Raw genomic sequence first — 23115 nt, 5'->3', positions numbered from 1 at the left:
TCCCCGGCTCTTCTTGTTCGCTGCGGTCGTTGCCGCAGCTTGTTGCAAAGACTGTATGGTCAAAGCGACGGCACAGGCAAGCGTGGCGGCTGGCCGTCGCGGAGCAGTGCGTGACGATCATCAGCAGCGCGGGCGCACCGCGAAACGACGGGATTCTTCCGGAAATTATCGCTGAGGATCGGCTTGCGGGCCGATGTCCGACCAGGACGCCGTCGCGCACAGTTCGACATCGATCCAATTGGAGCATTGATCGATGCGCAATCCACATGGATTGTCCCGGACCGATGCTGCGCCTTCGGCAGCCTCCCTGCCCCATTTTGCCGCGGCCCCTGCGTGATCCAGCGCACAGACGGCCTCATGGCGCCGACGTAGGAAAAGTGACATCATCGCGCGCATTGCCGATGGAGGTGACATCATGCGCCGTCCAATCCTTTGCAATTTGTTGCTTGCGTCCGGTCTTCTCGCACTCACCCAATTGACGACGCCAACGGAGGCCGCCGCGGAAGCGCGGCTTGCACTGGTGATCGGCCAATCCGCCTATCGCACAGTGCCGGAGCTGCCCAACGCCGCCAACGACGCCAAGGGCATGACGGAGCTGCTCGGCAGTGCCGGCTTCACCGTCACCACGGCCGCCAACCTGGCGCAAACCGAGATGCGCGCGGCGATCACGGATTTCGCCGGCAAGGTCAGTGCCAGCGGCGCCGACACCGTCGCGCTGGTGTTCTATGCCGGCCACGGCCTGCAGATCGACGGCGAGAACTATCTGGTGCCTGTCGATCTCGATCCCAAGCGCGAGGCCGACATTCCGCTTCAGGGCGTGCGGCTGAACGATCTGCTCAACACGCTCGGCGCGCTGCCGACGCGGGCCCGCATCTTCATGCTCGATGCCTGCCGCAACAATCCGTTCCCGGCGCTCAGCGGCGCCGGGCACGGCCTTGCGATCGTCGACACCAAGGCCGGCGCGCCCGGCTCCTTCATCTCCTATTCGACCTCGCCCGGCGCCGAGGCCGAGGACGGCAACGGCATCGACAGCCCCTACACGACCGCCGCGCTGACCATCGCCAAGCAGCCCAATCTGCCGATCGAGGAAGTCTTCAAGCGCATCCGCGTCGCCGTGGCGCAATCGACCGAGGGGCGGCAGATTCCTTGGGAGAGCTCGTCACTGACCACCGATTTCAAGTTCTTCGGCGAAAGCAGCGGCAGTCAGGCTGCTACTCCCGGCGCTTCCGCGATGGCGCTCGCCAGCGGCACGCGCAGCGTCGCAGACTGGCGCAAGGATTTACAGGGCAAGGATGCCAAGGCCGCCTACGAGCTCGTGATCACTGAGGACACCGTCGAGGCGTACCAGGCCTATATCGAGCTCTACGCGCAGGCTTCCTACACGCCGCGCCTGCGCACTGTGCTGGAGCGCCGGCGCCAGATGCTGGCTTGGGAGCGCGCGGTCGCCATCAACACCCGCGCCTCGTTCGAAGCTTACCTCGCGAACTGGGACAACAGCGATCTCGCGGCAACCGCGCGCCGGCTGCTGCTGCGCGTGCAGAACCGCAACTATGCCTTGCCGGTTGCCGCCGCGGCGACGCCTGTCGCGGTCGCGATGGCTCCGACCTGCCCGTGCTCGACGCCCACGACACCTGCAACGCCGGTCAACCCGTCGGTCGCGCCCGTCATCAAGAAGCGCGTCGACGAAACGTCGCCGAAGCGCAAGGTGGTCGAGACGCCACCCAAGCGACGACCGCCGTCTGACCAAGTGGTCTACGAGCGCGCGCCGCCGCCGGATCGCGGTCCGCCGCCCGAGGCTGTCATGCAAGGCATCGGCATCGGTGTTGGTATCGGCCTCGGCATGGGAATGGGCGGCCGCGGCGGAGACCATTATCGCGGCGACTACCGCAGATACTAAGGCTTGTCCGTCTCAAACACGGCATCCGCGCTCGCGCCAACCGCGCGAGCGCGGAGTTACTGCGACAGGGCCGGGTAGTCCCGGAGCACGGCTTCGCGTATCCAACCTGCCTGGATTGCACGCGACAATATCTGTGCGGTCTTGATGTCCTCAGCCTTCATGCAGAGGTCGACGATGCGGCGCACCGCATCGTCGCGCATCAGATCGTCGGCGATCTTCATCGCGATTTCCATCGCGACGCGGGCTGCCCGTTCGTAGCGCTCGCGCTCGCGCTTGCCGGTCTGCGCGGAACCTGCGACAGCTTCGGCGCTCGCCCCCGCCGCCTGGCAGATGTTGCGAATTCGCGCGACCGCGTCGATGTCGCCAATAGGTCCTTGGACCGGCTCATCCCAGATGTCGGCCGGCTGCTGCGTTGCGAACCACTTCATTGCCCCACCCATGGTCTGATTGCGCGCGACATTCAGGACATGCGGCGCGGCCCGATCGCCTCGAACTGCGCCTTCTGCTCGTCGCTCAGCGTGGCATAGAAATCGTCAAGCGCCGCGCGCACCGACTTGATCCCGTCCAGCATCACGTCGAGGCGCTTGCGGATCGCGGTCATGCGGGCGGGCGGTGTCATCACATCATTGGGCTCGCAGGCCGCCTTGAGCGATGCGCTGACTTTGGCGCTGGTGTCCTGGAGCACCTGGAGCGCCGCGCGCTGAGTGTCGTTGGGACGAAGTCTTTCTTCGATCGTGGCGCCGGGCCAATCAAACGCGGCGGGCACGCTGCAATTCTGCACCGACGATCCGCCCGCATTGTTCGATGCCGTGGCACGACGCTGATCGTCGGCCAGCGCATTGAAGCGCGCCTTCTGCTCGTCGTTAAGCGAACTATAGAACGTCTCAAGCGCGGGCTGGACCAGATCGACCGCCTTCTCCATCGCCTCGACACGCTGCTGCATCGCCGCGAGCCGGCCCGGGGCCGTCGCTGCGGCCTGGGTCGGGCAGGATGTCCGGATCAGCGCTGCCGCGTCGATCGAGGCGTTGCCGAGCGCATCGAGAGCGGCGCCTTGCGCATCCGTCGGCTGCACCGCGGCTGCAATCTGATCGATCGGCAGACCGACGATGGCGCGGCGGTCGCTGCCGCAGAGCTGATCGAGCGGCGCGCTGCGCGCCCGCCGTCGTCCCTGCGGCTGCTGCGGCAGATAGGCCGACAGGCGATCATAACCGTAGGGGCCGAAAATGCCGGCATAGATGTCCGGATAGCCGTAGCCCCAGAAGCCGAGCCCGTCGCCCCAGATCGTGTAATCGTAGAGGTCGTTATAGGCGAACGGCCAGAACAGCGGTCCGACCCAGCCATAGCCGCCGCCCGCATGCTGCCACCATCCGCTGCTTGCGCCGCTCCAGCCGGCGAGTGCGGCTGCCGCAGCGATCTGCGCGCGGGCCGCCGGATTGCTGATCAGCCGGCCGTTCCGGAATGCGCTGGCGTTCAGGGCGTTGCGGAAGTTCGCCGGCCGTATTGCGGCATTGCGGATCTGACCGAAGTTCGGGCCGCCACGTCGAGCGCCGGTTACAAACCGCATCCCGCGATGATGCCCTCCGCCATGCGCATGCCCGCCACTGTGCCCGCGGAAATGGCCGCCGCCGTGATGACCACCGCCGTGCCCGCCTCCGTGTCCACCTCCATGGCCGCCGCCATGTCCGCCGCCATGTCCGCCCTTGGCCAGCGCCGCACCCGCCAGCATGCAGGCGAAGGCCATCGCCGCAATTCCAATGACCGGTCGCACCATCGCACCCTCCCGCGCACAGTCCTGCCATTGAGGCATCGGAACTTGGCGGGAATTGGAACCGGGAAGATCGCCTAAAGTTCCCGGTCCCTGGCTGCGCGGGCCTTAAGCCTCCGGCACGATCTTGCCGGGGTTGAAGATGTTGAGCGGATCGAGCGCCTTCTTCAGCGCCCGCATTGCATCGAGCGCCTCGGGGCCGAGTTCGGCCTTGAGATATTTCTGCTTGCCCTGGCCAATGCCGTGCTCGCCGGTGCAGGTGCCGTCCATCGCCTGCGCGCGCTCGACCAGGCGATGCATGAACTCCTCGCCGCGCGCCATCTCGTCGGCATCGTTGGTGTCGCAAACCAGCGAGCAGTGGAAATTGCCGTCGCCGACATGGCCGACGATCGGCGACAGCAGGTTGAGGCGCTTGAGATCCTCCTCGGTCTCGCTGACACAATCGGCGAGCCGCGAGATCGGCACGCAGACATCGGTCGCGACCACGCCAATGCTGTCGCCGGGCCGCAGCGCCTTCACCGACCAGTATGCGTCGTGCCGTGCCTGCCACAGTTTTGTGCGATCCTCCGGCTTGGTGGTCCAGGAGAAATCGCCGCCGCCGCACTCCTTTGCGATCTCGCCGAACGCCTTGGACTGTTCGGCGACCTCGATCTCGCTGCCGTGGAACTCCAGCAGAAGCAGCGGCGTCTCCGGCAGCGTCAGCTTCGAATAGGCGTTGCACGCCGTCACCTGTGCGGCATTGAGCAGTTCGATGCGCGCCACAGGGATGCCGGTCTGGATCGCCAGGATCACGGCCTGACAGGCGCCGTGCACGGTCTCGAACGATACCGCAGCAGCGGCGATAGTCTCAGGGATACCGCGCAGGCGAATGGTCAATTCCGAGATGATGCCGAGCGTGCCTTCAGCGCCGACGAACAGATGCGTCAGGTCGTAGCCCGCCGACGACTTCTTCGCGCGCGTGCCGGTCGTGATGATCTCGCCATCGCCGCGCACCACCTTCAGCGCCAGCACGCTGTCGCGCATGGTGCCGTAGCGCACCGCATTGGTGCCGGAGGCGCGGGTCGAGGCCATGCCGCCGAGCGAGGCATCCGCGCCGGGATCGATCGGGAAGAACAGGCCCTGGTCGCGCAGATGCTCGTTGAGCGCCTTGCGGGTGACGCCGGGCTGGATCACGCAGTCGAGGTCCTCGGCATGCACCGCGAGCACCTTGTCCATGTCGCGGAGGTCGATCGAGATGCCGCCGGCGGGCGCGTTGACCTGGCCTTCGAGCGAGGTGCCGGTGCCGAAGGGAATGACGGGCACGCGATGTTTCGCGCAGATCCGCACCACGTCCTGGATGTCGGCGGTCTCCTGCGCCATCACGACGCCGTCCGGCGGCTGGTTCGGGATCCAGGTGGTGGTATGGCCGTGCTGCTCGCGCACGGCCTGCGAGGTGATGAGGCGGTTGCCGAAGCGTGCGGCAAGCTGCTCCAGCGTGCTCGCGAGGGCTTTCGGCTCCGGCCTCGGCGGATTATTGGTGATGGTCGTACCCACGGAATTCCTCCCGACAGAAAGAACCGTGGCAAAGGACATAAAACCGGTCAAGTCAAGGGACCGGACGCATAGCTGGAAAGGACACATGCCGGAGACCGCCGCCTCAGCGCCCAAAGCCGAGCCGTTCCGCGCCTCGATCATGCAGATCGAGCCGCAGTGGATCGACTATAACGGCCATCTCAATATGGCCTATTACAACGTGACGTTCGACCGGGCGATCGACCAGCTCTGGCTAGAGCTCGGGATGGGGCCTGGCTACATGAAGGAGCGAGGCGGCTCGAGCTTCACCGCCGAATGCCACGTCCGGTACTTGCGCGAGATCCACCTCGGCGATCCCGTGCAGATTTTCGTCTGGCTGCTGGAGGCCGACGACAAGCGGCTGCACACGTTCGAGGAAATGCGGCACGCGAGCGAAGGCTGGCTGTCGGCAACCTCAGAGAACATGTCGCTGCACATGGACATGACCGCGCGCCGCGTTGCGCCGTTTCCGCCCGATATCCGCGAGCGTATCGCGGCAATCGCAAAAGCCCACAGCGCCGTGGCGCGACCCGAGGGCATCGGCCGAAGCGTGGCGATGCCCTCGAAGCGGTGACACCTAGTCCGCGCTGTACCTCTCCCTACGGGAGAGGTGAAGATAGCCGCTATATCCTGTTGCGGCCGCGGGCGAGGCCGACCACGGCCGAGACCAGGAACAGGACAACTGCGATGAAGAAGATGATCTTGGCGATCTCGATCGAAGCACCGGCGATGCCGCCAAAGCCCAGGATGCCGGCGATCAGTGCGATAATCAGAAACGTCACAACCCAGCCAAGCATGGTCAAACCCTCGTCTTGATGTCGTCTGCGTCGACGCGGCTGGCCGCGCCATCTGACTTGACAATCTCGACGCGGGAACGATGGTTCCGGCACGTACAACGGCGAAATTCGCGCCTCCCGCTGGAACAAATCGGCCTGCCGCGCACGTGGAAAAACCCCGCCCGGCGCCCCATATAGGCACCAATCCCTGTTAAGAAGGCTCCCTTCCGTCACCCCGCGGTGCCATCGTGGGGCCAATGATTCGCATGACCGAGCCGAGCAAGATCACAGCCGTACCCGACCACCAGCCCGCAGCCGGCGGCATCGCCGCGCGTGCGCGCGCCTCGGTCGGCCCGAAATACCTCTCCGGGCTCAATCCGGAGCAGCGCGAGGCGGTGGAGACGCTGGATGGGCCGGTTCTCGTGCTCGCCGGCGCCGGCACCGGCAAGACGCGCGTCTTGACCACGCGCATCGCCCACATTCTGAGCCAGGGCCGCGCTCGTCCCGCCGAGATCCTGTCGGTGACCTTCACAAACAAGGCCGCGCGCGAGATGAAGCACCGGCTCGGTCAGATGCTCGGCCACGCCGTCGAGGGCATGCCGTGGCTCGGCACCTTCCACTCCATCGGCGGCCGTATCCTGCGCACCCATGCCGAACTGGCGCAGCTCAAGTCGAACTTCACGGTGCTCGATGTTGACGACCAGGTCCGGCTGCTCAAGCAGCTGCTGCAGGCCGAGAACATCGACGAAAAACGCTGGCCCGCGCGCATGCTGGCCGGCCTGATCGACGGCTGGAAGAACCGCGGTCTGATGCCCTCGCAAGTGCCCTCGGGCGAGGCCGCAATGTTCGCCAACGGCAAAGGCGGCAAGCTCTATGCGAGCTACCAGGAGCGGCTGAAGATCTTGAACGCGGCGGATTTCGGCGATCTCTTGCTGGAGAACATCCGCATCTTCCGCGAGCACCCTGACATCCTCAGACAGTACCAGCAGCGCTTCAAATTTATCCTGGTCGACGAGTACCAGGACACCAACGTCGCGCAATATTTGTGGCTGCGTCTGCTGTCGCAGGCGCCTTCTTCGGCCAAAGCCGTCATTCCGGGGCGGCTCGAAGAGCCGACCCCGGAATCCAGCAGTGAGTCCGATGATCGAGATTCCGGGTCTGCGCCTTCGGCGCATCCCGGAATGACGGCGGCTACTGCGTCCCTCACCAAAAACATCTGCTGCGTTGGCGACGACGACCAGTCGATCTATGGCTGGCGCGGCGCCGAGGTCGACAACATCCTGCGCTTCGAGCACGATTTCCCCGGCGCCAAGGTCATCCGCCTCGAACGCAACTACCGCTCGACCGGCCACATCCTCGCCGCCGCCTCGCATCTGATCGCGCATAACGAAGGCCGGCTCGGCAAGACGCTGCGCACCGAGGACCAGGACGGCGAGAAGGTCACGGTCACGGGCTCCTGGGATTCGGAAGAGGAAGCCCGCGGCATTGGCGAGGAGATCGAGCAGCTGCAGCGCCAGGGCGAGAAGCTCAACGAGATCGCGATCCTGGTGCGCGCCTCCTATCAGATGCGCGAATTCGAAGACCGCTTCGTCACGCTCGGCCTGCCCTACCGCGTCATCGGCGGCCCCCGCTTCTACGAGCGCGCCGAGATCCGCGATGCGCTGGCCTATTTGCGCGTCATCAACTCGCCGGCCGACGATCTCGCCTTCGAGCGCATCGTCAACACGCCCAAGCGCGGTCTCGGCGATGCCACCGTGCAGATGCTGCACGACCACGCCCGCAAGCGCCGCATCCCCTTGTTCGAGGCGGCGCGCGCGGTGGTCGAGACCGACGAGCTGAAGCCGAAGGCGCGCGGCTCGCTTCGCGACCTCATCACGCAGTTCGACCGCTGGCGCGCCCAGTGCGAGGTCACCGCGCACACCGATCTCGCCCAGATCGTGCTCGACGAGAGCGGCTATACCGAGATGTGGCAGAAGGACCGCTCCGCGGACGCCGCCGGCCGGCTGGAGAACCTGAAAGAGCTCGTGCGCTCGATGGAGGAGTTCGAGAACCTGCAAGGATTCCTGGAGCACATCTCTCTGGTGATGGACCGCGAGGGCGGCGCCGAGGACGACGCGGTGTCGCTGATGACGCTGCATTCGGCCAAGGGGCTCGAATTCGACAACGTGTTCCTGCCGGGCTGGGAGGAAGGCCTGTTTCCGAGCCAGCGCACGCTGGACGAACAGGGCCGCGCGGGCCTGGAAGAAGAGCGCCGGCTCGGCCATGTCGGCCTGACCCGGGCGCGCCGCCGCGCAAAGATCTACTTTGCGACCAACCGGCGCATCCATGGCACCTGGTCGACCACGATCCCCTCGCGCTTCCTCGATGAATTGCCCGCGGCCAATGTCGAGATCACGGAATCCAAGGGCGGCTCGGCCTGGGGCGGTACCGGCGGTTACGGCGCCTCGCGCTTCGACGACATGGAGGCGTTCGGCTCCAGCTATTCGACGCCGGGCTGGCAGCGGGCCCAGGCCAACCGCAACCGCGGCGGCAGAAGCGGCGGCTTCGAGGAAGAGGCCGCGACGTTCTCATCCACCTCATCGGCCGGGCCCGATTTCGGCAGCTTCTCCTCGCGCCGCCGCGGACCCCTGACCATCGAGGGCGAGCTGGTGGCCAAATCGACCGGCACCACCTCTGAATTCTCGCTGTCCGACCGCGTCTTCCACCAGAAATTCGGCTACGGCCGGGTCACCAAGATCGACGGCAACAAGCTCACCATCGCCTTCGACAAGGCCGGCGAGAAGAAGGTCGTGGACAGTTTTGTGCAGCGGGCGTGAGCCCTGCCATGCCTCACTACGTCGCCATCATCGAGGACGCCGACCCCGACGCCGTCAGCTTGTGGTTTCCCGACCTTCCCGGCTGCATGTCCGGCGGCGACGATGTCGACGAGGCCCTGGAGAATGCGCCCGAAGCACTCGCATTCTATGCGCAAGACCTGATTGCGGACAGCCGGCAGCTTCCCCCGCCGCGGACGCTGGCTGAGCTCGAGGCCGACCCTGAATTTGCCGATGACCTCAGGAACCACACTGCGGTCTTAATCGAATGGCCGGCCCGCACCGAGACCACGGAGTGAGGACTGTTCGCCGCACCTGTCGAACTCTCGGCAGTTCTCCCCCGAACAGCCCTTGACCACCGCAAACTTCCCCGTATCAGATAAACCCATGGTCCGGGGCTCCATCACATTGATCGTGCTTGCATTGGTTATGCCGTCGCTTGCGGCGGCGGAGACCATGAGCTTTGGCGATTCGATCGGAAAGCTGGCGGCGAGCTGCGGCGCGGAAATCGTCGCCAATTGCCGCGGCGTCAATCCGGACTCGACCCGGCTGAAGGAGTGCCTGTCGCGCAATCGCGACGTGCTCTCGCCGCAGTGCGCGAGCGACTATCTCGGCGTCTTCGACGCCATCCAGAAGCGCGTCGCTGCGCGCGTCACGGTGGCGAACGCCTGCCAGCGCGAGATCGTCAAGGTCTGCGGCGGCTCGACCAAGGAGACCAGCAAGTCGATCCCCTGCCTGGTCTCGACGCCCAAAGGCATCAGCAACAACTGCCTGAAGGCCGTCGACGACGCGGGGTATCGCTGATGCGCGGGAGCAGAATCGCCATTGCGCTCGGCCTCGCGTTGCTCGCTGGCGCAGCGCGCGCGCAGACGGCGGCGCCGACCCGCGACGACATCGTCGGCAAGCTGAACCATTTTGAGGAAGCCGCCGAGGTCGATCTGCCCGCGCTGAAGCAGCTGGTGATCGAGCGCGCCAAGACCAGGATCAAGAACGATCCGGGACCGGTGAACCGGCCGCTGATCGCGCCTGATCTCGCCAAGCTGCCGGCCTTCAATGCGCAGATCCAGTTCGACGCCGACACGCCGATCATCCAGCCGGCCTCCTACCAGACCGTCGGCCGCATCGCGGACGCGCTGGTTCACTCCTCGCTGCTGCCTTACACCTTCCTGATCGTCGGCCATGTCGAATCCAATTCGAAGACGCGCGAGGCCAATGCGATCCTGAGCCAGCGCCGGGCCGATGCGATCCGCGACGTCCTGGTGAACACGTTCAAGATCTCGACCAAGCGGCTGCATCCGGTCGGTCTCGGTGAGGAGCAACTTCTCGACCGGGCCAAGCCGACCTCCGCCGTCAACGGCCAGTTGCAGATCCTGACCTATGCCAAGCTGCCTGAGGAGGCGCCGCGTCCGGCTGCGGCTCCTGCGCCTGCGGCGAAAAAACCCGCCAAGAAGCGCTGAGCGAGCGCGACCTCGCAGCTGACGGAACCCTTTGAAGTGCTGATCATTTTGCAGCCTGTCCCGGGCGCGCGAACACGGGCGCACGCGACAAAAGCGCCGGTTTGTGCACCGCCCGGTCCAGTGCTATAGCCTCTGTTCGCCCTTCCCGACCCTGTGCTGCATGAGACCGAAATGGGTGGCTTTTTTCAGCGCCAACTTGCCGTGTACGTCGAGTACCATCGCGATCCCCGGAACACGGCGATGCATGTGATCGGCATTCTGCTGCTGTTCACCGGCGCCGTGCTGCCGCTGACGCTGGTCAAGCTTCCGCTGCTCGGGTTCAATGTCAGCCTGGCGGTGATCCTGGCCTTGCCGGTATTGATCTATTGGCTGCTGCTCGACGCGGCGCTCGGGCTCGGCATATTGGCCGTCTCCATCGTGCTGTTTTCGGTTGCGACAACCATTGCGGCGCAAGTCAGCCCCGCGACGATGTGGGCGATTTTCGCCACGCTGGTGGTGCTCGGCTTTGCCGCGCAGGCCATCGGCCACAAGGTTTTTGAGGGTCGCGAGGCCTCGTTATTCACTTTCCCTTCGCATCTTTTGCTCGGACCGATGTTCGTCATGGCAAAATTATTCATTGTATTGGGCTTCCGTCGCGACCTTGCCGCGATTCTGGCGCCTCTTCCGGCCAATTCCCTTTCAACCCGATAACTCTAGAAGCGAACAGCAACCTCCTGCATGGCTCTCGTCCTGGTTACCGGTGGCAGTGGCTTCATCGGACATCACCTCGTAGAAGCGCTCCGCGCCCGTGGGCAGCGGGTCCGTGTTCTCGATGTCCGTGCGCCGACCGCGGCGAACGTGGACGTTGAACACGTCCACGGCTCGGTGCTGGACGGCGCCGCGGTCGATGTCGCGATCGCCGGTGTCGATCAGGTCTATCACCTCGCCGGCCTGCCTGGCATGTGGGTCGCCAACAAGCAGGACTTCCACGATGTCAATTGCCGCGGCACTGAAATCGTGCTCGCGGCGGCAATGAAGCGCGGCGTGTCGCGCTTCCTGCACTGCTCGACCGAATCGATCCTGTTCCCCTATTCCGACCTCAAAGGCGTTCCCGCCGAAGAGGCGCTGCAGCCGGCTGACGCGATGCCCGGCGCCTATACGCGATCGAAATCGCTCGCCGAGCATCATGCCGCCAAGGCGGCGGCCGCGGGCTTCCCGCTCGTGATCGGCACGCCGACCATGCCGATCGGCGCTGCCGACCACAATCTGACGCCGCCGACCGCGATGCTCTGGTACTTCCTGCAGAAGAAAGTGCAGCCGCATCTCAACTTCCTGGTCAATCTCGTCGACGTCCGCGACGTCGCCATGGGCCTGGTGCTGACCATGGAACGCGGGCGCATCGGCCACCGCTATATCCTCGGTGGCGACTGCGTACCGCTCGGCAACATCCTGCGCATGATGTCGGCGATGAGCGGCCGCCGGCAATTTCCGGTCGTCGTGCCCGGAAAGATCGCCGAGCTCTCCGCCATCATGCTCGAATACATCGCCGATCACGTCACCCGCCGGCCGCCCAACGGCACCGCCGAGGGCGTGCGCATCGCGCTCGCCGCCAGCGACCTCTCGATCGGCAAGGCACGCACCGAGCTCGGCTATTCGCCGCGCCCGATCGAGCCGGTCTTGCGCGAAACCATCACCCATCTGCTCGCCCGCAACGGCCAGCAGCCCTCCGGCGCCATCGAGCATCACGCGCTCTCCTCGCGCGCCGGCTGAAGCCACCGCCTAACGCAAAGAACCTTCATGTCCTTCGATTTCAGCAAGCTTCTCTCTGTCGCCTGGGGTGGCTGGACCACGACCTGGCCGACGCAACTGCTCGCCCTGATCTGGCTCGCCTGGCTCGCCAGCTGGGTCGGCGCCTCGTTCTGGCAAGGGCGCACGCAGAAGCAGGTGATGACGCTGGAGTCCGGCCGCTATCGCATTCCGATCCTGGTCGGCGGCATCCTGTTCACGCCGTGGACCGCCGAGGTGCTGAACGAAAAGCCGCTCTGGGTGTTCAGCAATACGGGCGTTTACATCACGGCGCTGATCGTGCTCGCCGGCATCTCCTTCACCTGGTGGGGGCGACTGCATCTCGGCAAGTTCTGGTCGAACACCATCACCCACAAGGAAGACCATCGCGTCATCGACACCGGCCCGTACGGCATCGTCCGTCATCCGATCTATACCGGCCTGATCGCCGGCATGCTGGCAACCGGCATCGCGGTCGGCACCGTGACCGCGATCCTCGGCGCCATCCTGATCTCGCTCGGCATGTGGCAGAAGGGCCGGATGGAAGAGGTGTTCCTGTCGAAGGAGCTCGGCGAAGACGCCTACGGCGCCTATTGCCGCCGCGTCCCGATGATCATTCCGTTCCTGTCGCCGCGGTGAGGGCGTAGCAAGTCGCGCTACTTTCGTGTCCCGGACGCGCAGCAACGCTTAGCGTTGCTGCGCTGAGCCGGGATCCAGATAGCGATACATCGCATGACGGTGAGATGGGCCCCGGCTCTGCAGCGCACCGCGCCGGACGATGCTTCGCATCGCCGGGGGCGCTGCGCTGCGTCCGGGGCACGAGCGCACGGCTGGAGCGGCAGATCGGTCGCTGATCTCCGGACTAGGCTCATCGGCCTTCGTCCCATGCAAATTCGATCGGCTGCCATTCCACGGGAATAGGCCCCGCCGGCGCGCCGCACAGGTTGACGTCTGCTCCGTCAGCCAGTTGGATGCGCGCGCACAGAGGGGCTTCTCATGACGTTTTCCAGCATCTTCGCGCAGTTCGTCGCGTTCATCGGCGGCATCGCGCTGCAATGGCGAAAACTGTCGGGCACCGAGCCCGCGCCGGCATGGGGAGAGAAGCCGGCCATCCCCGAGGCGAAGCCGCAAGGCGCGATCCCGACGCTGAAGATGCCGACCGCGCGCGGCTGGCGCGAGGGCCAGAAGCCGACGGTCGCGCCCAGGCTCAAGGTCAACGCGTTCGCGACCGGCCTCGACCATCCGCGCTGGATCGAGGTGCTGCCCAATGGCGACGTGCTGATCGCGGAAGCGACGCAGATCGCAGGTCCCCCGCGCACCGTGTTCCATTATGCGATGCAAGCGACGATGCGGCGTGCCGCGGCGCTCGGCGTCTCGGCCAACCGCATCACGCTGCTGCGCGACAAGGACGGCGACGGCGTCGCCGAAGTTCGCGGCGCCTTCATGGAAAATCTCAGCCAGCCGTTCGGCATGGCGCTGGTCGGCGACACCTTCTATGTCGGCAACACCGACGGCGTGATGGCGTTTCCTTACCTCGCCAATGCCGATCGCATCACCGCGCCGGGCAAGCGGCTCACGACGTTCAAGCCAGGCGGACACTGGACGCGCAGCCTGCTTGCCAGCCCCGACGGCAAGAAACTCTATGCTGGCGTCGGCTCGCTCAGCAACATCGCCGAGATGGGCATGGAGGTCGAGGAAGGCCGCGCTGCGGTCTATGAGCTCGATCTCGTCGCGGGCACGCATCGCATTTTTGCGGCCGGCCTGCGCAATCCGGTCGGCCTTGCCTGGGAGCCGACGACGGGCGTGCTCTGGACCGTCGTCAACGAACGCGACGGCCTCGGCGACGAGACGCCGCCCGACTATCTCACCTCGGTGCGCGACGGTGGATTCTATGGCTGGCCCTATTGCTACTGGGGCAAGACCGTCGACGACCGTGTGCCGCAGGATCCGGCGATGGTCGCCAAGGCGCTTCAACCGGACTACGCGCTCGGCGGCCACACCGCCTCGCTCGGCCTGTGCTGGATGCCCGCAGGCACCCTGCCCGGCTTCCCCGACGGCATGGTGATCGGCCAGCACGGCTCGTGGAATCGCAGCAAGCTGTCCGGCTACAAGCTGGTGTTCATTCCGTTCGAGAACGGCAAGCCCTCCGGCCCCGGCCGCGACATTCTGTCGGGCTTCCTGTCCCCGGACGAGAAGGAATCCTACGGCCGCCCGGTCGGCGTCGTGATCGGCCCTGACAAGAAGTCGCTGCTGATGGCCGACGACGTCGGCAACGTGATCTGGCGCGTGACGGGCGCATAAAGCGCGATGAAATTCGATGGAATTGGCGTGGTTCACCTCTCCCCAGCGGGGAGAGGTCGGATTGCGCCTGGCGATGCGAAGCATCGTCCAGTGCAATCCGGGTGAGGGGCCGCGGCGTTCGGTGAGGCCGTAACCCCTCACCCCGGATCGCATCTTTCGATGCGATCCGACCTCTCCCTTCGGGAGAGGTGTTTCGAGTTCTGGGCGCACATCGTTTGTACCAAACCTCATTCCGCTCTAACGCTACGTCCCCACGCACAACGTGGCGCGCTGCTTGCGCAGCAGCGCGATCACGGAGAGTGCGGTGATCAGTCCGGTCTTGGGATTTTCGGACGGGATGTTTTCGATTCCCATCGTGAAGCGCGCCGAATCCGCCTCGACCTCGATGCGATGAACGTTGCGCGTCACGGTCGGGTCGGCCCAAACCTGGATTTGGGTGCGATCGGGCCCGATCCCCGCCAGCGACAGCGCGACGGCGACATTGACGTTCGCTGGAAAGCCCTTCGCGGCTTCGCGCGCGCTGCCCTCGAACAGCTTGACCGGCTCGCGCAGATTGTCGATGTCGATGTTGTTCTGAACGATGAGCGGCGCGCCCTTCAGCCCGTCGATCGGCTTGCGCGTGACCATCTTCACCGAATGGATAGTGCCGATCGCGGCGGCGTTGACGGCATCGAGGCCGATCAGCGCGCCGGTTGGCACGAGAATGCGGCCGCCATTGGCGCGGGCGAGATCGACCAGATCGAAATTGTCGAGCAGGCCGCCGACGCTGACCACGACCGCCGACTTGCCCCGCTTCACCGCGGGCTCGACAATTGCACGCAGATGCCGGCTCGGAGCGCATTCGACCACGATGTCGGCGACCGCGCCGAGCTGGTCGATCGGCAGGATTTGTGGCGAACGGCGCAGGCCATTGATGAAGGCCTGATGCTTTGCGGGATCGCGCACCGCGACGGCCGACAGCGTCAGGCCGTCGATGCCCTGGTCGAGCGCGGTCGCGATCTTGGTGCCGATCGAGCCCAGCCCGGCGATGGCCACCCGCAATTCACCCGACGCGTTCTGTTCAGTCATCGCATCCACCTTCTCTCCAGCTTAGGTCATAGCCGCTCAAGCCTCTCGCGCATAGCTGCGCAGGCGCGCCTCTAGTACCGCCAGCATGGCGTCACGAGCCGGATCGCGCGAACCGCGCAGCCACGCGGCGGCGAGCGGCAGCCGGCCAACCGGGCCGCTCTGCCTCGGCCGAAGCGGCACGAAGCGCACGCCCGAGACCGCCATCCGTATGGTCCAGCGCGGCACGATCGCGACTCCGAGCCTCGTTGCGACCAGGTTGATGATGGTCTGCTTCTCATCGGCAACCTGCACGATGCGCGGTGTCAGGCCGGCCTGCTCGAACAGCTTTATGGTGAGGTCGTGACTGTGCGGCCGCGAGCGGCGGTCCGGCACCAGCAGCGCCTCCTCGGCGATATCCGCCAGCGTGATCGACTTGCGCGCGGCCAGCGTATGCCGCTGCGGGAACGCCACGATCGCGGTCTCCTGCAGCAGGTCGCGGAATTCAAGCCGCTTGTCCGGCCGGTCAGGCGGACGGACGAAGGCGAGATCAAGCGCGCCGGTCAAAATCTTCGGCAGCAGCCGGACGGTCTTGTCTTCGAGGAGCTGCACCGCGATCTCAGGATGCCTGGCACGGAAATCGCGCAAGAGCGCCGGCAGCAATCCCGCCGCCGCGCTGTCGATGGCGCCGACCCGCAGCCGCCGCGCGGCCCCCGCGCGCGAGCGGTTGCGCAGATTGCTCTCGACCGCCTCGACCTTAGCGAGGATGGCGCGGGCATCGCGCAGCAGCGTCGCACCGTCTTCCGTGAGCGACACCGCGCGCGTGGTCCGTGCGAACAGGCGCGTGCCGAGATCCTCCTCCAGCAGCCTGATCTGGCGGCCGAGCGCCGAGGGCAGCATCTGGAGCTGCTGCGCCGCGCGGCCGAAATGCAGCTGCTCGGCTGCCGCCACGAAGCATCGGAGCTGATGCAATTCCATTCCTCATCCTCTCGTCTCGCCCGGAGAGGATTATATCATTTTTTTGTATAAAGCAGCGCCAATTGAGTATGCCTCTTCCTCCCGCCTAGGCTCATTGCCGGCGTGGACCTCTCACGGTCCGCCGACACAACAACAAGCCGGAACCGAGGAGGCCAGGGTGGCGAGCGAGATTCAAACGCGCGTGCTGCGCAAGATCACCTTGCGCATCGTTCCTTTCATCATGCTGCTGTACTTCGTCGCCTTCATCGACCGCGTCAATATCGGCTTTGCCTCGCTTACGATGAACAAGGACATCGGCCTGTCGCCGGCGGTCTACGGCTTTGGCGCCGGCATCTTCTTCTGGGGCTATTTCCTTTTCGAGGTGCCCTCCAACATCATCCTGCACAAGATCGGCGCGCGGATCTGGATCGCGCGGGTGATGATCACCTGGGGCCTCGTCTCGGCGGCGATGGCCTTCGTGCAAGGGGCAACCAGCTTCTACATTCTACGCTTCCTGCTCGGCGTTGCAGAGGCCGGCTTCTTTCCCGGCATCATCCTCTATCTGTCCTACTGGTTCCCGGCGCGGCAGCGCGCGGCGGTGACGGCGCTGTTCATGGCGGCCGCGCCGCTCTCGACCGTGCTGGGCTCGCCGATCTCCGGCGCGCTGCTGGAGATGGACGGACTGCTCGGCTTCAAGGGCTGGCAATGGCTGTTCGTGCTCGAGGCGCTGCCGGCCGTGCTGCTCGGCTTCGTCGTGCTCGGCTTCCTCACCGATCGCCCGGAGAGAGCGAAATGGCTCGCCGAGGACGAGCGGCGCTGGCTGGTCGAGACCATGAACGTGGAGACCACCAGCAAGGCTGCGACCGCGAGCCACAGCATCTGGAGCGGGCTTGCCGATCCGCGCGTGCTGGCGCTGTCGCTGATCTATTTCGGCACCTCGGCCGGGCTCTACACGCTCGGCGTCTGGGCGCCGCAGATCATCAAGCAGTTCGGCCTGTCCTCGCTCCAGGTCGGCTTTCTCAATGCATTGCCGGCCACCGCGGCGGTCATCGCCATGATCCTGTGGGCACGGCATTCGGACCGCACCGGCGAGCGCACCTGGCATGTCGTGTGGGCCTGCCTGATTGCGGCTGCAGGCCTCGCCTATGCCGGCCTTGCGGCGGGCGTCGTCGCGGTGCTGGTCGCGCTGACGCTCGTCAACATCGGCATCTCGTCGGCAAAACCGCCGCTATGGAGCATGCCGACGCTGTTCCTGTCCGGCCCCGCGGCCGCAGCCGGGATCGCCACCATCAACTCGATCGGCAATCTCGGCGGCTTCGCAGGTCCTGCCATGATCGGCTGGATCAAGGACCAGACCGGCAGCTTCGTCGGCGGACTCTATTTCGTCTCCGGCCTGCTCGTTCTCTCCGCAGCCCTCACTTTGCTATTGTCGCGCGCGAAAACCGCGCCCATCGAACCCGTCCCGCAATCTCACTGACTTCTCAAACGGAGCCTTCCCATGCGCACCCATTCGATCGCAGCCATTCCCGCCGACGGCATCGGCCCCGAGGTGATCTCGGCCGGTGTCCGCGTGCTGGAGGCGCTGGCCAAGCGCAGCGGCGATCTCGCCTTCAACGTCAAGACCTTCGACTGGGGCTCGGACTATTACAAGAAGCACGGCGTGATGATGCCGGCGGACGGCCTCAGCGAACTGAAAAAGTTCGACGCGATCTATTTTGGCGCGGTCGGCGCCCCCGATGTGCCCGATCACATCACGCTGTGGGGCCTGCGCCTGCCGATCTGCCAGGGCTTTGACCAATACGCCAATGTGCGGCCGACCAAGATCCTGCCGGGCGTCGCCTCGCCGCTGCGCAATGTCGGCGTCGGCGATCTCGACTGGGTGATCGTGCGCGAGAATTCGGAAGGCGAATATGCCGGCATGGGCGGCCGCGCCCACAAGGGCCTGCCGGAAGAGGTCGGCACCGAGGTCGCCGTCTTCACCCGCGTCGGCGTCACCCGGATCATGCGCTATGCGTTCCAGCTTGCGCAGTCGCGCCCGCGCAAGCTGCTGACCGTCGTCACCAAGTCGAACGCGCAGCGCCATGGCATGGTGATGTGGGACGAGATCGCCGCCGAGGTCGCCGGCGGTTTCCCCGACGTGACCTGGGACAAGGTGCTGGTCGATGCCATGACGGTGCGCATGACGCTGCATCCGAAGAGCCTCGACACCATCGTCGCGACCAACCTCCACGCCGACATCCTCTCGGACCTTGCCGGCGCGCTGGCGGGAAGCCTCGGCGTCGCGCCGACCGGCAACATCGATCCGCAGCGCCGCTTCCCCTCGATGTTCGAGCCGATCCACGGTTCGGCCTTCGACATCACCGGCAAGGGCATCGCCAACCCGGTCGCGACGTTCTGGACCGGCGCGCAGATGCTCGAGCATCTCGGCGAGAAGGATGCCGCCGCGCGGCTGATGGCAGCCGTCGAGCGCGTCTGCGCAGCCGGCGTGCTGACGCCGGATGTCGGCGGCAAGGCGACGACGAAGGACGTGACCGACGCCGTGATTGACGCGATCCACGGGTCGAATGTGTAGATTTGGCCGCGCCCGCGCGGCAACGACAATGTGCTCCCTCGCCCCGCTCTTACGGGGGCGCGACGAGCTTCGCTCGCGCTGAGAGGGTTGGGTTGAGGGGCTGCTTCCGCGAAAACGGTGGCAGACCGACTCGCGGAGGGTCCCCCTCACCCGGAATTTGCTCTCGCAAATTCCGGCCTCTCCCCGCACGCGGGAAAGGCGAAGAGCCTCTACTTCCGCGACGTCGCCGCAGCCGGAGGCGGCACCGCCATCGCGGCGGCCGGCTCCGGCGGTGTCAGGTGGCGCGGGACGATGATGGTCTGGCCCGGGGTGAGCTGCGCGTTCTCGGGCAGCGAGTTGCTCTGCGCGAGCGTCCACAGCGGCACGCGGTTGGCTGCGGCGATGCTCTCCATGGTGTCGCCACGGCGTACCGGCACCCGTACGCCGCTATCCCACAATTCGACCAGCGTATCCGCAGGCACGAGGTAGCGCAGCGGCACCGCATCGGCCTGGGTTTGCGGCGGAATGCGCGGGAGCTGCGTCACCATCTCGACGATCTGGCGGTGGATGTCGTCGGACTTCTCGATGTTGATGTGCGAGACGCGCGCGTTTTCCTTCAGATCGTAGCTGGCATAATGGCCGCGAAAGCCGGGCACGGCCACAACGTCGCCGCCACCGAGCACGCTGTCGGACAGGAAGATGTTGATGAAGCGCTCGACATTGAGCGGCACGTCGCCGGTCGCATGCGCGGGGTCAATGGCGATGACGAGGCTGATCGGGATGTTCTCCTTGGCCGCCATCTCCGAGATAACGATCGAGCACAGCCCGCCCATGGAGTGGCCGATCAGCACGATCGGCGCCGCCTTCTCCTTGTAGCTGGCGATGACGCGGTTGCCGATCAGCCGGCACAGGGTGAATTCATAGACGTCGGCCGAGAAGCCGGCCTGTGTCAGCTTCTCGCTGAGCCGATCCATGCCGGTCGAGAAGATCGGGCCCATGGCGCCGCGAAACAGGTAGATTTTCGGCGGCGGCAATGGCTCGAACGGCGGGGGCGGCGGCGCGGCGGGTGTGACCGCGGCGGTCTTGGACTTAGCTTGAGAAGCAGCGGCCATGCCGCTGCTCAAGGCGAGCAGAACGATCGCTGCCAGCGTGACTAGTCGCCTCGAATGAATCATCAGTCCAGCAGTCCCACCACGGGAGGCAACGGTCTCCCCTAACGGGGCTTAGTGACCACCGATTGGGTGGATTTTGGGGCATGGGAACCGATGCGCGACGCACCGCCGCGTGCATCAAGGCTCCGTGACCGGGCGGGCCGCTTTCGGCCCGTCACTGCCTGCTCTTGAGCCGGCTGCGATGCGCGGCCTGCTTGGCGCGGTTGCCGCAGATCGCCATGGTGCACCATCGCCGCGCCCGCCGACGGGTGTGGTCGGCGAACAGCATCGTGCAGTTTAGGGCTTGCTCTCTCCCACGCCCTCAGTTCCTCGCCGGAGCCGCTGCCGCGGCAGCGCGCGCGGGCCGCGGCGCGCCGGGTTCGGCGACGGGAGCAGCCGGGGCACGCGAGCGCATGATCGCGGCATCGATCTCGGCGATGACGCGGCGCTGGATCGCCTCGTTCTTGTCGATCGAGATGTGACCGACGCCGGTGCCGCGGACGTCGACATTGTCGAGCTTGCCGCGGAAACCCGCTGCGGCCCGCACCGGCTCGCCGGGGCCGTCGCCGATATAGATGTTGATGTAGCGCTCGGCGCCGGTCGAAAGCTTGGTCTTGAACACCGAGTCGAGGCCAATCGCGAGCTTCACGGGCACGCCGAGCTGATTCAGCTTGGCGATCATGTCCGGCAGCGCGGTCGCGCCGGAGGAATGGCCGACCAGGATGATGGTCTTGAGTCGGCCGGCCTTGTAGGCAGCTGCCGCTTCATCGGCGAGCGAGGACCAGGAGACGAAGTTGGCGACGGTCACCGGGATGCCCTGCGCCTGCAGCCGCGCGCCGATCGTGTCGAGCCCGAGCGAGAAGATGTTGAGCACGCCACGGAGCAGGTAGACATGCGTGGTCGCCGCTGCGGCCTGGCTCGGCGCGGCCTTGGCGGTGGTTGGGCTGATGGCAACAGCTGACAGCAGGAGCAGGCCTACCGCCCACACACGGAGAGCGGACAACTGGCTGGCGCCGGCGGTGTGACGGCCGTTCGGTCTCATCGATGTTTTCCCTGGAGACGATACGCTTCGCGATTGGCCGGAATCGTAGCCATGGCCCGCTCGCAGACGCAACAAAGAGCCGCGTGAGCGACAATCTTAGCGGCAGTCCGTGGCGGTTGCGCAACACTTGCCCGAAACCTGCCACTGAACGGCCTGTTTTGAGACCATTTTTCCCCGGCCAATTGCGGCCCGACAAGGACATTCCTATCTCAGGGATCCGCTGACCTAGCCTTCCCGGCAGGTTCCAGCCTCCCCTCCCCAGCCTTTGCTCCTTAGCCTTGCGGCCATCATGTCCTCGATCATCTCCGTCGCCAATCTGTCGAAGACCTACGGGTCCGGCTTCAAGGCGCTCAAGAACGTCAATCTCGATATCAAGCGCGGCGAAATCTTCGCGCTGCTCGGCCCGAACGGCGCGGGCAAGACCACGCTGATCTCCATCATCTGCGGCATCGCCAACCCCAGCGAAGGCAAGGTTCTGGTCGGCGGCGAGGACATCCAAGCCTCCTACCGCAAGGCGCGCTCGCTGATCGGCCTCGTGCCGCAGGAATTGCACACCGACGCTTTCGAAAGCGTGTGGGCGACCGTGAGCTTTTCCCGCGGCCTGTTCGGCAAGCCAAAGAACCCTGCGCATATCGAGAAGGTGCTGAAGGACCTCTCGCTCTGGGACAAGAAGGACAACAAGATCATCACGCTGTCCGGCGGCATGAAGCGCCGCGTGATGATTGCCAAAGCGCTGTCGCACGAGCCGCAGATCCTGTTCCTGGACGAGCCGACCGCGGGCGTCGATGTCGAGCTGCGCAAGGGCATGTGGGAGGTGGTGCGCGGCCTGCAGCAGTCCGGCGTCACCATCATCCTCACCACGCATTACATCGAGGAAGCCGAGGAGATGGCCGACCGCATCGGCGTCATCAACAAGGGCGAGATCGTGCTGGTCGAGGACAAGACGACCTTGATGCAGAAGCTCGGCAAGAAGCGGCTGACGCTGCATCTGCAGAACAAGATCACGTCGCTGCCGGAAAGCCTTGCGCAGTACCAGCTCGACCTCTGCGATTCCGGCGCGACGCTGGTCTATGACTACGACACCAAGGGCGAGCGCACCGGCATCACCAGCCTGCTCGGCGATCTCCGCACCGCCGGCATCCGCTTCAACGATCTCGACACGACGCAATCGTCGCTCGAGGACATCTTCGTCGACCTCGTGAGGACGTCATGAATCACCGCGCCATCCGCGCCATCTATCTGTTCGAAATGGCGCGCACCTGGCGCACGCTGCTGCAAAGCATCGTTTCGCCTGTCGTTTCGACCTCGCTCTATTTCGTGGTGTTCGGCGCCGCGATCGGCTCGCGCATCAGCCAGGTCGAGGGCGTCAGCTACGGCACCTTCATCGTGCCGGGCCTGATCATGCTCTCGGTGCTGACGCAGAGCATCGCCAACGCCTCGTTCGGCATCTACTTCCCGAAATTCACCGGCACGATCTACGAGATCCTGTCGGCGCCGATCTCCTATTTCGAGATCGTGCTCGGCTATGTCGGCGCCGCCGCGACCAAGTCGATCATCTTGGGCCTGATCATCCTGGCAACGGCCGGCCTGTTCGTGCCGCTGCACATCCATCATCCCATCTGGATGCTGGCCTTCCTGGTGCTGACGGCAGTGACGTTCAGCCTGTTCGGCTTCATCATCGGCATCTGGGCCGACGGTTTTGAAAAGCTGCAGATGATTCCGATGCTGGTGGTGACGCCGCTGACCTTCCTCGGCGGAAGCTTCTATTCCATCGACATGCTGCCGACGGGCTGGCGCACGGTCGCGCTGCTCAACCCGGTCGTCTATCTGGTCTCGGGCTTCCGCTGGAGCTTCTACGAGATCGCCGACGTCAGCGTATCCGTCAGCATCGGCATGACGCTGGCGTTCCTGGTGATCTGCCTGATCGTGATCTGGTGGATTTTCCGGACCGGATACCGGCTGAAGAACTGATCTGTCATTCCGGGGGCGCCCGAAGGGCGAGCCCGGAATCCATTCATTCACTCGCTCTGCCGCCTAATGGATTCC

At 65.4% G+C, this 23115-nt stretch carries 22 protein-coding genes and 1 pseudogene; 14 read left to right on the top strand and 9 right to left on the bottom strand.

Annotation, left to right across the window (positions count from 1 at the left end; all coding sequences use genetic code 11):
* Positions 1-415: 415 nt before the first annotated feature.
* Positions 416-1897 (top strand): caspase domain-containing protein, encoded by a 1482-nt coding sequence (locus tag P6U29_RS12765; protein ID WP_407117918.1) that lies wholly within the window; start codon positions 416-418, stop codon positions 1895-1897.
* A 56-nt stretch (positions 1898-1953) separates the two neighbouring features.
* On the opposite strand, the gene P6U29_RS12760 is transcribed toward P6U29_RS12765, so the two are convergent.
* The 3 genes from P6U29_RS12760 to P6U29_RS12750 all read right to left on the bottom strand — a co-directional run bounded on the left by P6U29_RS12760 (position 1954) and on the right by P6U29_RS12750 (position 5195).
* On the bottom strand, positions 1954-2325 hold the full coding sequence (locus P6U29_RS12760; RefSeq protein ID WP_407117917.1) for a hypothetical protein: 372 nt from the start codon (positions 2323-2325) through the stop codon (positions 1954-1956).
* Between the two features lie 32 nt (positions 2326-2357).
* On the bottom strand, positions 2358-3668 hold the full coding sequence (locus P6U29_RS12755; protein ID WP_407117916.1) for a Spy/CpxP family protein refolding chaperone: 1311 nt from the start codon (positions 3666-3668) through the stop codon (positions 2358-2360).
* A 102-nt stretch (positions 3669-3770) separates the two neighbouring features.
* Positions 3771-5195 carry an FAD-binding oxidoreductase gene (locus tag P6U29_RS12750; RefSeq protein ID WP_407117915.1) on the bottom strand — a complete coding sequence of 475 codons (1425 nt, stop codon included), beginning with the start codon at positions 5193-5195 and terminating at the stop codon, positions 3771-3773.
* 85 nt (positions 5196-5280) lie between these two features.
* Between P6U29_RS12750 and P6U29_RS12745 the strand changes: the two genes are divergently transcribed.
* The gene (locus tag P6U29_RS12745; protein WP_407117914.1) at positions 5281-5787 is read left to right on the top strand and encodes a thioesterase family protein; all 507 of its coding nucleotides are present in this window, start codon (positions 5281-5283) and stop codon (positions 5785-5787) included.
* Positions 5788-5836: 49 nt separating this feature from the next.
* Here P6U29_RS12745 and P6U29_RS12740 read toward each other — a convergent pair whose 3' ends face one another.
* Entirely contained in the window at positions 5837-6010 is a 174-nt protein-coding gene (locus tag P6U29_RS12740) for a DUF1328 domain-containing protein (protein WP_407117913.1), read from the bottom strand.
* 236 nt (positions 6011-6246) lie between these two features.
* Here P6U29_RS12740 and P6U29_RS12735 point away from each other — a divergent pair, with 236 nt between their 5' ends.
* From P6U29_RS12735 to P6U29_RS12700, 8 genes are all read left to right on the top strand, one after another.
* The gene (locus tag P6U29_RS12735; RefSeq protein ID WP_407117912.1) at positions 6247-8805 is read left to right on the top strand and encodes an ATP-dependent helicase; all 2559 of its coding nucleotides are present in this window, start codon (positions 6247-6249) and stop codon (positions 8803-8805) included.
* A gap of 8 nt (positions 8806-8813) precedes the next feature.
* Positions 8814-9101, top strand: coding sequence for a type II toxin-antitoxin system HicB family antitoxin (locus tag P6U29_RS12730; RefSeq protein ID WP_407117911.1), 288 nt, complete (start codon positions 8814-8816; stop codon positions 9099-9101).
* Positions 9102-9189: 88 nt separating this feature from the next.
* Positions 9190-9606 (top strand): hypothetical protein, encoded by a 417-nt coding sequence (locus P6U29_RS12725; protein ID WP_211405530.1) that lies wholly within the window; start codon positions 9190-9192, stop codon positions 9604-9606.
* Complete coding sequence (locus P6U29_RS12720) at positions 9606-10259, top strand: OmpA family protein (RefSeq protein ID WP_407117910.1); 654 nt, start codon at positions 9606-9608, stop codon at positions 10257-10259. The genes P6U29_RS12725 and P6U29_RS12720 overlap by 1 nt, the downstream gene beginning before the upstream one ends.
* 171 nt (positions 10260-10430) lie before the next feature.
* Positions 10431-10949 carry a DUF962 domain-containing protein gene (locus P6U29_RS12715; RefSeq protein WP_407117909.1) on the top strand — a complete coding sequence of 173 codons (519 nt, stop codon included), beginning with the start codon at positions 10431-10433 and terminating at the stop codon, positions 10947-10949.
* 27 nt (positions 10950-10976) lie between these two features.
* On the top strand, positions 10977-12008 hold the full coding sequence (locus P6U29_RS12710) for an NAD-dependent epimerase/dehydratase family protein (protein WP_407117908.1): 1032 nt from the start codon (positions 10977-10979) through the stop codon (positions 12006-12008).
* 27 nt (positions 12009-12035) lie between these two features.
* Positions 12036-12662, top strand: coding sequence for an isoprenylcysteine carboxylmethyltransferase family protein (locus tag P6U29_RS12705; protein ID WP_091879119.1), 627 nt, complete (start codon positions 12036-12038; stop codon positions 12660-12662).
* A gap of 357 nt (positions 12663-13019) precedes the next feature.
* A complete protein-coding gene (locus P6U29_RS12700) occupies positions 13020-14324 on the top strand; it encodes a PQQ-dependent sugar dehydrogenase (RefSeq protein ID WP_407117907.1) in 1305 nt (434 codons plus the stop codon).
* 243 nt (positions 14325-14567) lie between these two features.
* On the opposite strand, the gene P6U29_RS12695 is transcribed toward P6U29_RS12700, so the two are convergent.
* Both P6U29_RS12695 and P6U29_RS12690 read right to left on the bottom strand, forming a co-directional pair.
* Complete coding sequence (locus tag P6U29_RS12695; RefSeq protein ID WP_407117906.1) at positions 14568-15392, bottom strand: aspartate dehydrogenase; 825 nt, start codon at positions 15390-15392, stop codon at positions 14568-14570.
* A gap of 36 nt (positions 15393-15428) precedes the next feature.
* Complete coding sequence (locus P6U29_RS12690) at positions 15429-16346, bottom strand: LysR substrate-binding domain-containing protein (RefSeq protein WP_407117905.1); 918 nt, start codon at positions 16344-16346, stop codon at positions 15429-15431.
* Positions 16347-16503: 157 nt separating this feature from the next.
* Here P6U29_RS12690 and P6U29_RS12685 point away from each other — a divergent pair, with 157 nt between their 5' ends.
* Together P6U29_RS12685 and P6U29_RS12680 are read left to right on the top strand one after the other, a co-directional pair.
* Entirely contained in the window at positions 16504-17802 is a 1299-nt protein-coding gene (locus P6U29_RS12685; protein WP_407117904.1) for an MFS transporter, read from the top strand.
* A 21-nt stretch (positions 17803-17823) separates the two neighbouring features.
* On the top strand, positions 17824-18897 hold the full coding sequence (locus P6U29_RS12680; protein ID WP_407117903.1) for a tartrate dehydrogenase: 1074 nt from the start codon (positions 17824-17826) through the stop codon (positions 18895-18897).
* A 209-nt stretch (positions 18898-19106) separates the two neighbouring features.
* Here P6U29_RS12680 and P6U29_RS12675 read toward each other — a convergent pair whose 3' ends face one another.
* The 3 genes and pseudogenes from P6U29_RS12675 to P6U29_RS12665 all read right to left on the bottom strand — a co-directional run bounded on the left by P6U29_RS12675 (position 19107) and on the right by P6U29_RS12665 (position 21069).
* Positions 19107-20051, bottom strand: a complete 945-nt coding sequence (locus tag P6U29_RS12675; protein ID WP_407117902.1) for a LysM peptidoglycan-binding domain-containing protein — start codon at positions 20049-20051, stop codon at positions 19107-19109.
* 151 nt (positions 20052-20202) lie between these two features.
* Positions 20203-20322: pseudogene (locus P6U29_RS12670) on the bottom strand (CGNR zinc finger domain-containing protein); the annotation flags it as partial.
* Positions 20323-20349: 27 nt separating this feature from the next.
* The gene (locus tag P6U29_RS12665) at positions 20350-21069 is read right to left on the bottom strand and encodes a hypothetical protein (RefSeq protein ID WP_407117901.1); all 720 of its coding nucleotides are present in this window, start codon (positions 21067-21069) and stop codon (positions 20350-20352) included.
* Between the two features lie 289 nt (positions 21070-21358).
* On the opposite strand from P6U29_RS12665, the gene P6U29_RS12660 reads away from it, so the two are divergent.
* Both P6U29_RS12660 and P6U29_RS12655 read left to right on the top strand, forming a co-directional pair.
* Positions 21359-22282, top strand: coding sequence for an ABC transporter ATP-binding protein (locus P6U29_RS12660; protein ID WP_407117900.1), 924 nt, complete (start codon positions 21359-21361; stop codon positions 22280-22282).
* Complete coding sequence (locus P6U29_RS12655; protein WP_407117899.1) at positions 22279-23040, top strand: ABC transporter permease; 762 nt, start codon at positions 22279-22281, stop codon at positions 23038-23040. The genes P6U29_RS12660 and P6U29_RS12655 overlap by 4 nt, the downstream gene beginning before the upstream one ends.
* The last annotated feature ends 75 nt before the right edge of the window (positions 23041-23115 follow it).

This window comes from Bradyrhizobium sp. LMG 9283 (assembly GCF_045571415.1).
Classification (GTDB): domain Bacteria; phylum Pseudomonadota; class Alphaproteobacteria; order Rhizobiales; family Xanthobacteraceae; genus Bradyrhizobium.
This window is presented reverse-complemented; position numbering and strand designations above follow the sequence as displayed.

What these genes read in the sequence shown, in the direction of transcription:
- P6U29_RS12765 (WP_407117918.1), top strand. Translation starts at nt 416, where the DNA reads ATGCGCCGTCCAATCCTTTGCAATTTGTTGCTTGCGTCCGGTCTTCTC.
- P6U29_RS12760 (WP_407117917.1), bottom strand. Translation starts at nt 2,325, where the DNA reads ATGAAGTGGTTCGCAACGCAGCAGCCGGCCGACATCTGGGATGAGCCG.
- P6U29_RS12755 (WP_407117916.1), bottom strand. Translation starts at nt 3,668, where the DNA reads ATGGTGCGACCGGTCATTGGAATTGCGGCGATGGCCTTCGCCTGCATG.
- P6U29_RS12745 (WP_407117914.1), top strand. Translation starts at nt 5,281, where the DNA reads ATGCCGGAGACCGCCGCCTCAGCGCCCAAAGCCGAGCCGTTCCGCGCC.
- P6U29_RS12740 (WP_407117913.1), bottom strand. Translation starts at nt 6,010, where the DNA reads ATGCTTGGCTGGGTTGTGACGTTTCTGATTATCGCACTGATCGCCGGC.
- P6U29_RS12735 (WP_407117912.1), top strand. Translation starts at nt 6,247, where the DNA reads ATGATTCGCATGACCGAGCCGAGCAAGATCACAGCCGTACCCGACCAC.
- P6U29_RS12730 (WP_407117911.1), top strand. Translation starts at nt 8,814, where the DNA reads ATGCCTCACTACGTCGCCATCATCGAGGACGCCGACCCCGACGCCGTC.
- P6U29_RS12725 (WP_211405530.1), top strand. Translation starts at nt 9,190, where the DNA reads ATGGTCCGGGGCTCCATCACATTGATCGTGCTTGCATTGGTTATGCCG.
- P6U29_RS12720 (WP_407117910.1), top strand. Translation starts at nt 9,606, where the DNA reads ATGCGCGGGAGCAGAATCGCCATTGCGCTCGGCCTCGCGTTGCTCGCT.
- P6U29_RS12715 (WP_407117909.1), top strand. Translation starts at nt 10,431, where the DNA reads ATGGGTGGCTTTTTTCAGCGCCAACTTGCCGTGTACGTCGAGTACCAT.
- P6U29_RS12710 (WP_407117908.1), top strand. Translation starts at nt 10,977, where the DNA reads ATGGCTCTCGTCCTGGTTACCGGTGGCAGTGGCTTCATCGGACATCAC.
- P6U29_RS12705 (WP_091879119.1), top strand. Translation starts at nt 12,036, where the DNA reads ATGTCCTTCGATTTCAGCAAGCTTCTCTCTGTCGCCTGGGGTGGCTGG.
- P6U29_RS12700 (WP_407117907.1), top strand. Translation starts at nt 13,020, where the DNA reads ATGACGTTTTCCAGCATCTTCGCGCAGTTCGTCGCGTTCATCGGCGGC.
- P6U29_RS12695 (WP_407117906.1), bottom strand. Translation starts at nt 15,392, where the DNA reads ATGACTGAACAGAACGCGTCGGGTGAATTGCGGGTGGCCATCGCCGGG.
- P6U29_RS12690 (WP_407117905.1), bottom strand. Translation starts at nt 16,346, where the DNA reads ATGGAATTGCATCAGCTCCGATGCTTCGTGGCGGCAGCCGAGCAGCTG.
- P6U29_RS12680 (WP_407117903.1), top strand. Translation starts at nt 17,824, where the DNA reads ATGCGCACCCATTCGATCGCAGCCATTCCCGCCGACGGCATCGGCCCC.
- P6U29_RS12675 (WP_407117902.1), bottom strand. Translation starts at nt 20,051, where the DNA reads ATGATTCATTCGAGGCGACTAGTCACGCTGGCAGCGATCGTTCTGCTC.
- P6U29_RS12665 (WP_407117901.1), bottom strand. Translation starts at nt 21,069, where the DNA reads ATGAGACCGAACGGCCGTCACACCGCCGGCGCCAGCCAGTTGTCCGCT.
- P6U29_RS12660 (WP_407117900.1), top strand. Translation starts at nt 21,359, where the DNA reads ATGTCCTCGATCATCTCCGTCGCCAATCTGTCGAAGACCTACGGGTCC.
- P6U29_RS12655 (WP_407117899.1), top strand. Translation starts at nt 22,279, where the DNA reads ATGAATCACCGCGCCATCCGCGCCATCTATCTGTTCGAAATGGCGCGC.